The sequence below is a fragment of the Lactobacillus kalixensis DSM 16043 genome (assembly GCF_001434335.1).
Classification (GTDB): Bacteria; Bacillota; Bacilli; order Lactobacillales; family Lactobacillaceae; genus Lactobacillus; species Lactobacillus kalixensis.
The window spans coordinates 94,875-110,602 of sequence record NZ_AZFM01000002.1; the positions used below are offsets into that span (position 1 = coordinate 94,875).

14 protein-coding genes and 1 other RNA gene are annotated in these 15,728 nt (G+C 34.0%); 1 reads left to right on the forward strand and 14 read right to left on the reverse strand.

From position 1 onward, the window contains the following. Positions 1 to 3: 3 nt before the first annotated feature. On the reverse strand, positions 4 to 1,341 hold the full coding sequence (locus FC46_RS01235) for a glucose-6-phosphate isomerase (RefSeq protein WP_057797228.1): 1,338 nt from the start codon (positions 1,339 to 1,341) through the stop codon (positions 4 to 6). A gap of 89 nt (positions 1,342 to 1,430) precedes the next feature. Beyond that, on the reverse strand, positions 1,431 to 2,045 hold the full coding sequence (locus tag FC46_RS01240) for a VanZ family protein (protein WP_057797229.1): 615 nt from the start codon (positions 2,043 to 2,045) through the stop codon (positions 1,431 to 1,433). 151 nt (positions 2,046 to 2,196) lie between these two features. On the opposite strand from FC46_RS01240, the gene FC46_RS01245 reads away from it, so the two are divergent. Continuing rightward, the gene (locus FC46_RS01245) at positions 2,197 to 4,377 is read left to right on the forward strand and encodes an LTA synthase family protein (RefSeq protein ID WP_057797230.1); all 2,181 of its coding nucleotides are present in this window, start codon (positions 2,197 to 2,199) and stop codon (positions 4,375 to 4,377) included. Positions 4,378 to 4,399: 22 nt separating this feature from the next. On the opposite strand, the gene FC46_RS01250 is transcribed toward FC46_RS01245, so the two are convergent. From FC46_RS01250 to FC46_RS01300, 12 genes are all read right to left on the reverse strand, one after another. Then, positions 4,400 to 5,860, reverse strand: coding sequence for a sensor histidine kinase (locus FC46_RS01250; protein ID WP_057797231.1), 1,461 nt, complete (start codon positions 5,858 to 5,860; stop codon positions 4,400 to 4,402). Next, complete coding sequence (locus tag FC46_RS01255) at positions 5,860 to 6,570, reverse strand: response regulator transcription factor (RefSeq protein ID WP_057797232.1); 711 nt, start codon at positions 6,568 to 6,570, stop codon at positions 5,860 to 5,862. The genes FC46_RS01250 and FC46_RS01255 overlap by 1 nt, the downstream gene beginning before the upstream one ends. 17 nt (positions 6,571 to 6,587) lie before the next feature. After that, the gene (locus FC46_RS01260; protein WP_057797233.1) at positions 6,588 to 6,980 is read right to left on the reverse strand and encodes an SdpI family protein; all 393 of its coding nucleotides are present in this window, start codon (positions 6,978 to 6,980) and stop codon (positions 6,588 to 6,590) included. Between the two features lie 30 nt (positions 6,981 to 7,010). Further along, the gene (manA, locus tag FC46_RS01265) at positions 7,011 to 7,976 is read right to left on the reverse strand and encodes a mannose-6-phosphate isomerase, class I (protein ID WP_057797234.1); all 966 of its coding nucleotides are present in this window, start codon (positions 7,974 to 7,976) and stop codon (positions 7,011 to 7,013) included. A gap of 80 nt (positions 7,977 to 8,056) precedes the next feature. Beyond that, positions 8,057 to 9,223: a MalY/PatB family protein gene (locus tag FC46_RS01270; protein WP_057797235.1), complete on the reverse strand. Its 1,167-nt coding sequence runs from the start codon at positions 9,221 to 9,223 to the stop codon at positions 8,057 to 8,059. A 3-nt stretch (positions 9,224 to 9,226) separates the two neighbouring features. After that, complete coding sequence (locus tag FC46_RS01275; RefSeq protein WP_057797236.1) at positions 9,227 to 10,117, reverse strand: DUF3737 family protein; 891 nt, start codon at positions 10,115 to 10,117, stop codon at positions 9,227 to 9,229. 127 nt (positions 10,118 to 10,244) lie between these two features. Further along, positions 10,245 to 11,141 (reverse strand): alpha/beta hydrolase, encoded by an 897-nt coding sequence (locus tag FC46_RS01280; RefSeq protein WP_057797237.1) that lies wholly within the window; start codon positions 11,139 to 11,141, stop codon positions 10,245 to 10,247. Positions 11,142 to 11,214: 73 nt separating this feature from the next. After that, entirely contained in the window at positions 11,215 to 11,460 is a 246-nt protein-coding gene (locus FC46_RS01285) for a hypothetical protein (protein WP_057797238.1), read from the reverse strand. A 139-nt stretch (positions 11,461 to 11,599) separates the two neighbouring features. Then, the gene (locus tag FC46_RS01290) at positions 11,600 to 12,190 is read right to left on the reverse strand and encodes a hypothetical protein (protein WP_057797239.1); all 591 of its coding nucleotides are present in this window, start codon (positions 12,188 to 12,190) and stop codon (positions 11,600 to 11,602) included. A 741-nt stretch (positions 12,191 to 12,931) separates the two neighbouring features. Continuing rightward, positions 12,932 to 13,298, reverse strand: a transfer-messenger RNA (tmRNA) gene (gene ssrA, locus FC46_RS09995). Between the two features lie 62 nt (positions 13,299 to 13,360). After that, positions 13,361 to 14,545: an acetate/propionate family kinase gene (locus FC46_RS01295; RefSeq protein WP_057797240.1), complete on the reverse strand. Its 1,185-nt coding sequence runs from the start codon at positions 14,543 to 14,545 to the stop codon at positions 13,361 to 13,363. A 32-nt stretch (positions 14,546 to 14,577) separates the two neighbouring features. Beyond that, complete coding sequence (locus FC46_RS01300) at positions 14,578 to 15,582, reverse strand: class I SAM-dependent methyltransferase (RefSeq protein ID WP_057797241.1); 1,005 nt, start codon at positions 15,580 to 15,582, stop codon at positions 14,578 to 14,580. Positions 15,583 to 15,728: the final 146 nt, after the last annotated feature.

Below are 15,728 nucleotides of genomic sequence, written 5' to 3' on the forward strand. Positions count from 1 at the left end.
ATATTAAAGACGCTTAGTTAAGTCGTCATGTAAATCTTCGTAGCCAGGCTTGTTAAGAAGACCAAACATGTTACGCTTGTAAGCTTCAACACCTGGTTGGTTGAATGGATTAATACCGTTAAGGTAACCTGAAATACCAATTGCTAATTCGAAGAAGTAAATCATGTAACCTAAAGTGTGAGCAGTTTGATCTGGAATGTTAACAGTCATAACTGGAACACCACCATCAGTGTGGGCAAGAACAACACCTTCATAAGCACGGTCGTTTACGTAGTTTAAGCTCTTACCTTCCAAGAAGTTAAGTTGGTCCAAGTTCTTTTCATCACCAGGAATCTTAACATCATGACGTGGGTTTTCTACACGAATAACAGTTTCGAATAAATTACGAAGACCTTCTTGAATGTATTGACCAAGTGAGTGTAAATCAGTAGTAAAGTTAGCGCTTGATGGCCAGATACCCTTTTGATCCTTACCTTCTGATTCACCCATCAATTGCTTGCACCATTCACTAAACATTCTAAGGCTAGGTTCGTAGTTTTCAACAATTTCAGTAGTGTAACCCTTACGGTAAAGAATGTTACGAAGTGCAGCGTATTGGTAAGGTGATTCCTTGCTCAAATCAGTATCAGTGTAATCTGCACGAGCGTCAGCAGCACCCTTCATCAATTCGTCGATATCTGCACCTGAAGCAGCAATTGGAAGTAAACCAACAGCTGAAAGAACACTATAACGACCACCAACATCATCAGGAACTACGAATTCTTCGTAACCTTCTGCGTCAGCTTCAGTCTTCAAAGCACCCTTTTGACGGTCAGTAGTTGCATAAATTCTCTTAGCAGCTTCTTCTTTACCGTACTTGTTAATCAACTTTTCCTTGAAGATTCTAAATGCAACTGATGGTTCTGTAGTAGTACCAGACTTAGAAATAACGTTGATACTAAAGTCCTTGTCACCTAACCATTCGATCAAATCGTAAAGGTATGAACCTGAAAGTGAGTTACCACAGAAAACAACGATTGGGTTGTCGCTTTCTTCCTTGCCGTAGAAGTTGCTGTTCAAGAATTCGATTGCAGCTTGAGCACCAAGGTATGAGCCACCGATACCAATACAAATCAAAACTTCTGAATCACTTTGAATCTTCTTAGCAGCCTTCTTGATACGAGCAAATTCATCTTTGTCGTAATCAACTGGTAAATCAATCCAACCACGGAAATCTGCGCCGGCACCAGTACCTTCACGCAATTCTTGGTCAGCAGCATTAACCATAGCTTGCATTTCACTTAATTCATTTTCGTGAACAAAAGGTGTTAGTTTACTACTATCAAATTTAATTAAACTCATAAATCTGCTTCCTAACTAGATATAAAATATTTATTTCACAAAACTATTTTAGCAATGTTAGTAAATTTATGCTAGTCTCACACAAGATTTTAAAAATTATTTTTCATCCGTTTAAAGGCTTTAAATAATAGATATCCTGCAGTTACTCCGCAAGTGTTAAAAAAGACATCATCGATGTCTGAAACACCGGTTTCAAGAAAGAACTGCAATGTTTCAATTATGACTGAGAAAAGCATCCCGACTCCCACTACTCTTAGAAAAGTTTGCTTTTTCGAAAAAACCAATGGTAATAAAAAGCCAATCGGCAAAAAGCAAAGAATATTGCCAAAACAATTGTAAATAAAATCAACTTTACTAGGTGCATATATTAATTTCCAAGTTTCTTTTAAAAACGACAAGTTGATCTCATTTAGTGGTCGGTTAAAGTGCCAATTTATTTGCCAAGGAAAGTACGAATCCCTAAAGGTTGTGAACATTAACACGAGCAAAATATAGAAAACTAAAACCCACACTCCTGCTTCTGATTTAATCGTTCTCCTTCTTCTAACACAAAGAAGCCAGGTTAAACGAATTATTGCAAAAATCAAAAAGTAAAAAAGTGTTTTGTCTAGAGCAAGTAACGTTAATTTAATAAGCGCAAAATGATTTATTCTTGTGGCATAAATTTTTGCCAAAATATTATATAGCGGTCCCAAAAAAAGCATATATCCGATTTTCCTTAATAAATGATCTTGTCTATAAAGATTATACTCAATTTTGTAATAGACAAATCTTAAGAAAAATCAAACTCTTACGAAAATATTGTCTAAATGCTGCAGAACCTTTAAAATTAAACTATCTAAAGGAGAAAAAATTTTGAAAAAATTTTCAATTTCAATTAAAGAATTTATCCAAACACGAACCGGCTTTTTAGTATTGCTGGTTCTTCTATTTTGGCTTAAGTATCTATTTGCAGCCTATTTTGATTTTAATTTAGGTCTTAGCGATCCATATCAGCATATTATTATGTGGACTAGTCCATTAGGTGTATCAGTATTATTAATCAGTATTGGTTTCTATTTCCCAAGACCACTTGTTTCATATATAGTGATGCTGTTTATGGATTTTTTAAATACTGTTTTACTTTTTGCCAATATTCTATACTACCGACAATTTTCAGATTTTTTAACAGTAAAAACAATCGCCAACACAAGTAAAGTTGCGCCAGGGCTCGGCAAAAGCGCGGTAGCATTGCTTCATCCAACTGATATCTTGATCTGGATTGACTTGGTTGTAGTTATTGCTTTACTTTGTTTTAAAAAAATTAAGATCGATCAAAAATCATATGGTTTATCAACACCTTTTGCGATTACTTCTGTTGGAGCATTTTTACTTGGGTTAAACATGTTTATGGCTGAATCTTCAAGACCGCGTTTACTCCGAAACACCTTCGACAGATCTTATGTTGTTAAATATCTTGGTCTTGGAACCTATACCGCATATGATGGGATAAAGAGTGCTCAAACCGTCCAGGTAACACGCAATGCCAATTCAGCTGATTTAAACAAAATTATTAATTTTACGAAGAATAATCACGTTGCTGCAAATAAAGAAATGTTTGGTAAAGAACGCGGTAAAAACGTTATTGTTATCCATCTGGAAAGCTTTCAGCAGTTTTTGATTAATCTTAAAATTAATGGTAAAGAAGTTACCCCATTTTTGAATTCTCTATACCGTAGCAAAAATACAATTAGTTTTAGTAATTTCTACCACCAAGTTGGTTTAGGTCGAACTAGTGATGCTGAAAACATGCTAGAAACTGGTACTTACGGCATCTCTGATGGTTCTCTCTTTACTTCATTAGGTTCAGAAAACACTTTCCAAGCCGCTCCCCAAATTTTGCGGCAAAAAGGTTATACATCAGCTGTCTTTCATGGTAATGTTGGCACGTTTTGGAATCGAAACGATGTATATAAAAACTTTGGTTACAATTATTTCTTTGATCAAAATTACTTCAGCAATGCCTCTTCTGACAGTATTGGTTATGGGTTAAAAGATAAATTGCTCTTTTCAGAAAGTATTAAGTATCTAGAACAGATGCAGCAACCTTTCTATGCAAAATATATTACTGTTACAAATCATATCCCATTTTCAATGGATCAAGAAGATCTAGATCCTAATTTCAAAACCACCAAGACAAGTGACACCACCATTAATAATTACTTCCAGACTGCTCACTATTTGGATCAAGCAATTCGGGAATTTTTCAATTATTTAAAACGATCTGGCTTATACAAAAATACCATGGTACTCATTTATGGTGACCACTACGGTTTAAGTAACTCAGAATATCAAACTTTAGCACCAATTATTGGTGAAAGTGCAGATACTTGGAACGCTTTTAATAATGTTCAGATGCAGCGTGTACCATTTATGATTCATGCAGCAAATTTAAACGGCTACAAAGATGACGATGTCTCTGGAGAAATTGATGTTTTACCTACCCTTTTGAATTTGTTAGGGATCGACAATAAGAATTACCTACAATTTGGTCAGAACCTGCTGTCACCAAATTATCAAAAATGGATTGTCTTTAGAAACGGAACCATTGTGAGCCAACGTTACGTTATTATTGGTAATAAAGGCGTTAAAGGAACAGTATATGATCGAAAGAGTGGTAAACAAATTCTCCATTTTACTGATCAAGAAAAGAAGGAAATAACTGAATTAGCAAAAAAGGCAAGAGAGTCACTCAAATATTCAGATCTTCTAAATAGTCATAATTTGCTTCGATATTACACACCAGCAGGCTTTGTACCTACAGATCCATCACAATATGACTATTTAAATAATTTCCAGCAAATGCTTAAAGTTAGAAAGTATTTAGGAAAGCGTTCAACTTCACTCTATAGTCAGAATCACGGTACAACAACCAAAATGTATTCAACTGATGCGCCAGAGTTACGTAATCGTCGTCAGGAAATTCTGAAGGTTCCTAAAAAAGTCCAAGATGGTACTCTAACTAATCAAAAAGATAAAAATACTAATGGAAAATAAAGAACAGCTAGTTTTTTCAAAACTAGCTGTTTTCTTTTGTTATAAATTGCTCATAGCCTTGATCGTAAATAGTCACAATGAAAGTTGAACCCTTATCAGGTTCTGATTCAACTGTAATTTTGCCGCCATGTTGCTTGATCAATGAAGAGACTATTGATAAGCCAAGGCCTGATTCTCCAGTCCCCAGACGAGCACGAGAAGGATCTGCCTTAAAAAACCTTTCAAAGATATATTTTGTTTGCTCAGGACTCATCCCGATTCCATTATCTTTTACTTTTAATTCAGTAGCGTGTTCAAATCTTTTACCACTAATTTCAATCTTCCCATCATGAGTAAATTGGATCGCATTTTGAACTAAATTTACCATAATTTGCGTAAATCGATCGCGATCTGCATAAATCGGTAATTCTTTAGGAACAGTCAAAATTAATTCATCATTGGCATTTTGGGCATTATGGGTCAACTGAGCCCTCAAATCTTCCAAAACCGGAGTTGCATTGAATTCTGCCTTATATAACATAATTTGATTATTGCGGATCTTTTCATAATCAAGATTCTCATTAACTAACCGAATTAAACGTTTAGTTTCATGTTGCATCAAGTCGATCGACTTAGGCTTGGATTCTTCCGGAATAGCATCATATTTCAAGCCTTCCAAAATCCCGTTAATTGTTGTTAGTGGGGTCCTCATTTCATGAGCTGCATCAGCCATGAATTGATCTCGACGTTCTTCTTGAGCTTTAACTTCTTCATTTGATTGCTTAAGCTTACGCACCATTCGGTTAAAATTACCTGCAAGTTGGTCAATTTCATTGTTGCCCTTAGATGGAATTTGCACATCAAAATCACCTTCAGCAACTTTCTTTGTAGCATTTGAAAGTTTTTTAATTTTATTAGTTGAATAATATGCCAAGATCCAGCTTAGGATCAGACCGACAATCAAAGTAACAATAAAGGCATTAATCAAATTATGTCTTGCAGTAACCAAGGGTCTTTCAACATTTCTGACAGTTGAACCAATCCAAATTACACCAAGTAGCTTCTTATTGCTATCACGCCATGGAACTAACACTCCTGTATAAGCGAGCTTAGTCAGCCCCATTTCAGAACTTTGTTGATTGTTACGGATATGAATTTCACTACCCTTTCGCATCATACTAAAAACGCGATTAGATAAACGTGTTTGTTCACCTGTCACTGGGTAAACCTGCTGATTTTTTGAATTGTAAATTCGGAAATTTACATGATCTCCTCTTAGCACAAACTGTAACTGACTCAAGAAATTATCATCAAGTGCCGCATCAGTACTATTCTTCTCACTAGTTACAATTTGTCCGATTGTTCGCGCGTAACTGTTCATTCTTTCGAAATTTTGTTCATAAACAGAATTCTTCATATAATCCAGTTCAGCGTAACCGATAATTGCAACAGAAGTCAAAATGACACACAGAAAGCCAAGCATATGTTGATAAATTAACTTCATTATTTAGTAACCTGTGAATCATCAAATTTATAGCCAACACCCCAGACAGTTTGAATGACTTGAGGACCTTCTTTTTCAAGTTTTTGACGCAACTTCTTAATATGAGCATCAACGGTTCTTTCCTCACCGTAATATTCATATCCCCAAACCAACTCAAGAAGTTGTTCACGTGAAAAAACTTGCTTAGGTTTTTGTGCCATTGTAAATAATAAATCAAACTCTTTGGGAGTTAATGTAGTAACTGGATGATCATCAAACAGGACTTCTCTTCTAGCCTTTGAAATCTTAAGATGGTCCGTTTTAATATCAAAATCACCTTTAGTAACATTGCTATCTGAATTATTTGAATTATCCATCATCACTCTGCGATGCAGCGCTTTAATTCTCGCAATCAACGCAATTGGACTAAAAGGCTTAGTTACGTAGTCATCTGCACCGATTCCTAAACCCAAGATTTGATCTGATTCACTACCTCTAGCAGTCAACATAATAATTGGAACAGTTGGCGAAATTTCGCGAACTTCTTTAGCAACCTGGATTCCATCTTTTTTCGGAAGATTCAAATCTAATGTTATCAAATCATACTTTCCCGAATTTTCTTTAAACATTTCGACTGCTTCAACACCATCAATTGCGACATCTTGTTGCCAGCCTTCTTTTTTAAAAAACATTCCCATCATCTGAGCAACAGAGTTGTCATCTTCAACCATTAATATTTTCAATTTCTTTACCTATCCTTAAATCCCTTAGTTTTTTCATGTTTAACTTTGTCTGGATCAACATAATCATGCGGTAGTTCATTCCTATCAATTAAGAACTGCTTCAAACTCTTTTCTGTCCATACAATAGGAAAAATTATAAAAAGGTAGAAAGTTAACAACCACAACAAAAAAAAGCGATCCCAATTTAGCCAGCGGATTATTAATCCTAAAATCACTTGAATTGCGCCAAACGTCAACAAATAAAAACTCGCCTTTTTTTGAGCAAACTTAAAACTATCTTTGTTGACTGACGCCAAATATGATAAATATCCATAAAGAAGGTTAGGTTTTTTGGCTGGTGAAATCAACCAAATTAATCCAACTACCATCATTACAGAACCACAAGCTATATAGATCACTTTTTTCGCATCCTTATAAGAAAATTATGTCTATTCTTCTCCTGGAGCAGACATTACAATTCTCATTTTACCAGTGAATGTGAAATTCTTCATCTCATTTGGAACAATAAAGTTTGTTCCCATCTTTAATTCGTATTCTTTTCCATCAGCTTCTAGCTTTCCTTCGCCTTTTATTACTGAAACAAGCAAATATGGATGACCATTAAGTCCAGTCTTCCAAGTTCCATCAAGGTCTATTTGCCACAAATAAAAGTGTGGTGATACTGGTGGTTCAACTAAAGTCTTGATCTCTGCATCTTGATCTTTTTCAGTATGAACATCGAGTTTAGGATCAACATGAGGAACGGTTGTTACATCAATTGACTTTTGAGTATGAAGCTCACGCTTTTTCCCACTCTTTTGATCAACACGATCATAGTCATAAAGACGATAAGTAACATCACTAGATTGCTGGGTTTCAATTACAAGGCAGCCCTTAGTTAAAGCATGAATGGTCCCTGCTGGAACATAGAAAAAGTCTCCTGCTTTTACTGGCACTTTTCTCAGCAGTTTATCCCATTCACCCTTATGAATCATCTCTGCTAGTTCTTCACGGCTTTTTGCATGATGACCATAAATAATATATGCGTCTGGATCAGCCTGCAATACATACCAACTTTCTGTTTTACCCGAATCGTTTTCTACTTTACGTGCATAGTCGTCATCCGGGTGAACTTGAACTGATAAATTATCGTTTGCATCCAAAAATTTAACAAGTAATGGAAACTCTTTAGTCTTTGGATTACCAAATAATTCTGGATGCTCTAAGTAAACTTCTCTTAAAGATTTACCTTTAAGTGGCCCTTCAGTAACAGTTGAAGCATCAGCCTTGTAGCCTGAAATAATCCATGCTTCACCAACTTTTCCATCGGGAATATCATAGTTAAAAATATCTTTTAATTTTCTTCCACCCCAAATCTTTGGTCTAAAGTATGGGGTTAAAAACAATGGTTCCATAAAATCACCTCACATAAAGTATATACTTTTATCACCTTTCAATGAAACCCTTTTCTTTTATTTTTATAAAAAATTTGGTTTTACTTTTTAAAACTATTTATTCCCTCTGCAAGACGATTCATTCCGTCCTTAATCATCGACATTGGACTTGCTAAATTAATACGAATAAACTTCCGACCATTACCGCCATAAACTTCACCTTGTGTGACAATCAAACCAGTTTTTTCATGAAGATATTTAACTAAAGTGCCAGAATCGTCAGTAATTTTAGAAACATCAATCCAAATCAAGTAAGTTGCTGGCCCAGAAACAACCTTTAAATCTGAAATATTTCTTTTAATAAATTTTTCCACATAAGTGAAATTTCCCTCGAGTTGCTTAATTAAAGCATGAAGCCACTCTTGACCATATTTATATGCTGCAATAGTCGCCGGAATTGCTAATAAGTTTGGTTCAGCAATTTCATCGCTATTAAGTCCGCGGCTTACCATATTGCGCAAATTTTCATTTGGGACAACTACAGTTGCAGCGTGCAAAGCAGCAACGTTAAAACTTTTACTTGGAGAAACTAGAGAAATAATTTGATCTCTTGCTGCGCCTTCAACACTAAAGGCTGGTACATAGTGATAACCATCTCTGACTAGATCTCCGTGAATTTCATCTGAAAGTAAAACAACATGATATTTCAAACATAAGTCAGCTAATCGTTGAACTTCCTCCTTCGTCCAAACCATCCCGGTTGGATTATGCGGATTGCAAAAGATCATAAGCGTGGTTAATGGTCTTGCCAGCTTTTCTTCAAGGTCCTGCCAGTCAACATGATAACTTTGTCCATCATATACAAGATCGCTTGATAAGACATGACGACCATTATTTAAAATTGAATTATAAAAAATATTGTACACTGGCGCTTGAATCAAAACATTGTCACCAATATGCGAAATACGACGCACAATTGATGAAATGGCTGGAACTACTCCCGTTGTAAAAATCATCCAATCGGTTTTAAGATCAGTATTATGCTCGATTTGATACCAATCTTTTACGGCATTGAAATAATCATCTTTTGGAAATTCATAACCAAACGCACCAAGTTCAATTTTTTTCTTCATTGCCTTGATAATTGCTGGAGCAGTTTTAAAATCCATGTCGGCAATTGTCATCGGTAATTCACCAGGTTTAACATCCCAGCGATCTGAATCAGTATTTCTTCGATTGGGAATTGTTTCAAAATCAAATTTTTCCATTTTTTAATCCTTTGATTCTTGATTTAAATCAGATTTATTAATTTTTTCAATAATTTTCGGACAAACAATCCGAGTCTGAGCAGTATCAATCTTGCTATTATCCATAATCAGGCGTCCAATTGCTGGAGCTTTTAGTTGACCAGAAATCGGATTCTTAACGCTATCAATCTTACTATTTAATTCAACATCCATATGAGAAACATACTCAAAAGCCAAGTCGGTATGAATTAAATCGCTATTCTTAATTTCAAGATAATCGATATAATTTAACCCTTGTTCACTTTCAATTTTACAATTAATAAATTTAATATTCTTTGAATTCCAAGCTAGATATTCACCATCAATTGTCGAATCATACACAGTTACATTTTTACAATTCCAAAATGCATCCTTAGAAATAAAAGTTGAATTATGCACTTCAATATTTTCAGCACCATCAAAGACATAATTACCGATCACGCTAACATTATCTAAATAGATATTCTTACTATCTTTACCAAAATAATCCCCATTAATTTGTGAATTAGTAATTCTAATATCATCGCAATTCCACATTGTTTCTTTTGCATCTGAAAAATGAACATTATCTAACTTAACATGACTTGCTCGTCTAAATAATTTTGGCGCTTGTAAAGCTGAATTTTTAATAGAAATATTCTTGGTATACCAAATTCCACTACGAGACATTGTTTCAAAAGTGGTATTTTCCACTTCAACGCCATCATCATACCAAAGCGGATATTTCCATTTGAAAATTGAGTCTTTTAGCTTGATATTCTTAGCTTCTTTTAATGGTGATTCACCTTGACCGAAAGTTATTCCTTCTAATTCGGCATCTTTTATACCATACAATATTCTTTCGCCTTCAAAATAATGATTTTTAATTCTATTCATATTATCCTCTTATGATTAAATAAACGAAGTCATAATTTTTAATTCAAAATCATTATATGAACTTTATTTATTACTGAAAATTCACTTTTTAGTATGCTAGTATAAATATTATTTATGCTACTACGATTTAATTTTTTATATGCTTTTTGAAAAACTCAGCTTCTTCATCATTTGCTTCACTTGCTAATTTATCTTTTTGATTAATCAAGAAAACATGGCGCTCTGGCTGCTTTTCATTACCCCATGATTTTTGAATCACTTCTACACCCTTTGCTCTCAAATAACCATCTAAACGAACTGCACAGTCGTGAATAAAGTCTTCGTTAGAAGTTGTGATAAAAGTTGGCAAGAAATCTTTAGTAATATATTTTTCAACATTAATTTGATCTTGAACTTTTGGATCATTGAGTATCTCAGGTTTAAAGTATGCAAGCATCGGCCCTATATGCCAGCCATCATCTGCAATGAAAGTCGCTGGGCTATTTAAAGCAACCGCTCTAAATTTAAGATCAGTTAAGCTGTAACCAAATTTCTTTCGATATTCTGGATTAGTTAAAATTGTCGTATATTGTTCCGCCATTTGACCTCCTGCTGAATCACCAACTAAGAAGACATTGTTTTTATCTAAGTTATATTCATCAGCATGGTCTGCTACCCAATGAATGTATTCATCTACTTGATCAAGTTCTTCAGGGAAAGTTGAATCTGGTCCCAAGATATAATTAGGATTTACAAATGCGAATCCTCTCTTAGCCATTCCTAAGCCATAATATTGGTAAGTTTCTTTAGTACCATAAACCCAACCGCCACCGTGAATATTGATTATAATAGGAATTTTACCTTTAACGTTTTTTGGTAAATATAAATCTAGAGAATTCCATTTGGGATCTTTACCGTATTGAAGATCATCAATTCTTTTTACTTCAGGAATATCATGTGGTAACCCTTCATCACGTTTATCATCACTTTTCTTGCAGCCTTTTCTCATTTGTTCAACAGCATTTAAAATTTGTGGATCAAGCATACATAGCCTCCTTTTAGTAAAATAAAACGCACACTTATCTATTTTTAATTATAGATAAATACGCGTTTATATACTAATTTTTAGATTTATAGACCACAGAAACCAATTTAATTAATTTAGATTCTGTCATATTTATAATTATTCCTGTTGACAAACCTATTTGAATTGAGTTAATCAGTCCTTGCGTAGCTAACATTGTTGCGAATGGTAGTACACCTTGCAGAGTTGCCAATAAAAAAATGTATATTATATACTTTTTTCGAAAACTAAATAACAACTTCCATACAGCTATAATTTCATTCTCTTTTCCCTCATTCATAATGTCGCCCACTTCTTATGGAAATGATTAAACAAATTTTCATTGTTTTTCAGTGTTAAAAGTATTTTCTGCTTATCTAGTACATCTATATTATTGTGGTTAAGTAATTGATAAATACTATTTAATTCATTAAAACTTATTATTGCAATTTGCGATTTTTTAAATTTAGAGAAAGATATAAGCAATCCGGATTAAAATTAAATGGACTAATTCTAACTATTTTTGTATACACCACTTCTACATTTTTAATTTGCTCATAATTAATCCTTCTTTGCTTTTTCTTCTTAATTTTTAAGATCTGCAACAATTTTTTAAAATCATTTTGATTGTATGAAACCAAAATAATTTGATCATGATTCATTGACCAAAAATAGTTACTATAACAAGCTGGTAGTGTTACAACCAAGCCTAAAATAAGGGTTATAATAAAAAGCCACCAGGGTTGATATCCAAATCCTGTAAATAACAAACTAATTATTACAATAGCTAAAACACTTAATACTATTTGACTTATTTTAGCATCTTTACCTTTTTCTATTTGAGTATTTGTTTTCGTTTCTTTTTCTTGATGAATATCAAAATACTTATCAAGCCTATATTGTTTCGAATCTGATAAATATAATTCACCATTTTTAATCAACTGAAAATCTTTTCTTGAAATTCCTGTTGCAATCTGCAGATGTTGATCAAATTCTAAATTCTTTAATTTATCAATATATGAGGGCTGCATATTAATTCCTCCCTGTACTATGTAAATAAGTAATAATTTTATTGTCATACTTAACTTTCAAACTGCCATCTTTGAAATAGCGGTAACCGCTTACATATATTATACGTTTAAATTTTGGAATTGTTTCTCTATATTCAATATTACAATGTTAAAACTATAAATAAGAAAGTTAGAATTAATTAAAGCGGCTTTACAGATCAGATTAAAATACAAGATAAATAAAGTGATCATCTTGCTTAAAAACTATTAAGGATTATGCAAGTTTTATAATATATAGTTGAACTTAATTAAACTGAAATTTGGAAGCCAAATATATCGTATTATTCTATGCTGTATTTAGCTTATTTTGCTTTTAAAAAAACAGGAATTTCTAATTTTAAGCGCAAATCTATTATTGGATTTACTATAATTTCCTCTTGCTCAATATCTGGCAGCAGCTTGTTTGCTTCTTGTTGACGTTTAAATCGATTTCATAAAAATAACAGAATGATATTCGCTATAGTTTTCAATAATATTTTTATATCATATATCTATTATCTGTCGGCATGAATTCAACAATTTTTAGAATACACACACCACCGTAGATATAAATACGCACTCAACTGAAGAAGGGCGATAAAAAGTCCGACAGCAAATAAATAAGCTCTTTTGATTTTTTAAAATGATCTTTTCTATCATTTTTCTATCAAAAGAACTTATAAACTCTCTCACGTCCCTATTTTAAGGGAATTTTCTTATTTTGTGTGGAGATGAGGGGATTTGAACCCCTGTCCAAACGTAGCTCATCACTAACCTCTACGATCATAGTTATATTATTTGAGCTTCACTAGACCAAAGCGCCATATAACAGGGCTAAGCTGACCTAGCTAACCTGCTCAGACTCTTCTTAACTATTCAGGTGAGGTAGTTAAACGTAACTCGCTAATGTTGATACCAATAAACCGCCACGAGTAAGCTGTTTAGAGGCAACACATGCGCCTAATTAGGCAGCTAATGCGTAAGAATTACTGTTTTTTGCAGTTAAATTTAAAGTGACGTTTTTACGTAGACGTGACCTACGAATCGCAGTCAGTGCAAGTCTACGCTTGTCGAATCCCAAAACATCCCCATAAAACAGAACATAACTATTATACAAATTAATAACTATGTTCTCAACTATAATGCTTTAAATTAATCTAACTTAGCTAATCTAACAACATCACGTTCAATTTCTAATTCTTCATTAGTTGGTACAATCATTACTCTAATCTTAGAGTCGGGCTTAGTAATGGTCTTTTCGCCATTTGTTTCATTAGCTTCAAAATCGGGATCAACACCCATGAATTCCAAAGCTTTCATAACATCGCGACGTACTCGCTTATCATGTTCTCCAATACCTGCGGTAAAGACAATTACGTCTACTCCACCCATATCAGCATAATATGCACCAATGCAGCGAACAACACGATTGACGAACATTTCCCGCGCAAGAATTGCACGCTTATCTTTACTATGCTTTAAATCACGCATATCTGGAGAAATTCCTGATACACCGAGTAAGCCTGACTTGTTATTCAAAATGTCGATCATTTGATCCATTGTCATGTTTTCCTTCTTCATGACATAGTTCAAGAGAGAAGGATCAACATCACCTGAGCGAGTAGCCATCATAATCCCTGCAAGTGGGCTAAATCCCATTGAGGTATCAAATGACTTACCATCCTTGATAGCTGTAATTGAAGCACCTGATCCTAAGTGGCAAGAAATCAATTTAATATCCTTAGGATCTTTATGCAAAAGTTCACTAGTCCGGTTAAGAATATATCTTGCTGAAGTACCATGTGCACCGTATTTACGAGCCTTGTACTTTTCATAATATTCATAAGGGATTGGGTAAAGATAGCGGACAGGATCTAAACTTTGGTGGAAAGAAGTATCAAAAACACCAATTTGAGGAACATCCGGTAATACTCCCATAAATGCTTTAATACCATCAGCTTCCGCACCGTTATGAAGTGGCGCATAATCAACTAAATCATAGATTTTTTGTAATTTTTCTTCATCAATAATTGTTGATTCTGGGAAATCTTCCCCACCTGCCACAATTCTATGACCAACACCAGCAATTTCACTTAAATCCTCGACAACATTATATTTTTGTAAGTTTTTAAGTAATAATTTAACAGCTGTTTCTTGATCTGGAATATCAACTTCATCAACATGCTTACTGCCATCTGCTAATTTAAGTTCAAAAGTTGAGCCATCGATACCAACACGATCAGCCATACCACTTGCAACTACCTTTTCGTCAGGAAGTGAAAATAGTTTGTACTTAAATGAAGAACTGCCGGAGTTAATTGCTAATACTTTCTTCATAAGATAATCCTCCAATATTCAATATTCACAAACTAATGATTAGGTTTAGTATACCACTCGTTTAGCTTAATATTAAAGTCTACAAGTGAATCTTCTCGCTTCAAACTGCCTAACTTTGTGAGCAAAACGTCCCGGCTGACAGCGTTTTCACCGTGGTTTTGGAATACTAAAATACTTTTTTGATTAAATTTATTTTTGAACATATCATCTGGCAAATCAATAATAGCATCCAAGTAGACCTTTTTGCTAAGCCATGGCATAAATTGATCACGATCTTGTCCAGAAATCATAATTCTTGGCACTAACAAGAAAGCAAATCCACCTGGTTTCAGATTTCTAACAATTTGTTCAACAAACAAAAAGTGTGCATATGAGTGCCCTTTTTCAGCTCTTAAGTCAAAGCTCTTAGCATTGTTATCTAATGGATAATAACCAATTGGTAAATCACTAATAATCGCATCAGCAGGTTTACTCATCCATGGCATGATTGCATCTTGGCAGAAAAGTTCAATATCCAGTCCATTTAGATGAGCTGCGATATCAGCATAGTCAAGAATTGTTTCATCATTATCGATTCCAACCAAATTGTAATTATTTTTTGAGTGATTTTCAGCAATTAATTGATTAATTACTGAGTAAAGCAAGCTTCCAGTTCCAATTGCAGGATCAACTACTTCAAGTTGTTTATCCTTTGGCAAAAGCTTTTGCATCATCAAAGCCATCACTGTTGCCAACACAGGTGGAGTCGGCATTTGATTGGCGTTACGGTTATCTTCATTTAAAGCCTTGAGTGTCAAATAGTTAAAAACAAGAACTTTGGTCTTACGTGGCAACTTTTCATAATTCAAAGCTTGATACAACTGGCTCAATTTTTGAACAGTTTTTTCATCTGGTGCACCATTTTCAACTTTGATCTTGCCGTTCTCAAGATTATCAAAAGTTTCTGTCAAAGCTTCCCCGAAAGAAACATTTAAATCATCTTGTAATACAGTAATGCATTGCAAAAATTGGTTAAAGATTTTTTCGAAATTTTCCATATTCACCCTTCTTTTCGTTACTTTATTATTTTAATAAAAACAAGTAACAGGGTGCAAGTAAAGTCATTTATCCTTCTTTAAATATTCTATTACTGAAACTTGAAAGCTAAGATTCATGCTCTTTTCGCATGTTTCCTGGCTTTTTC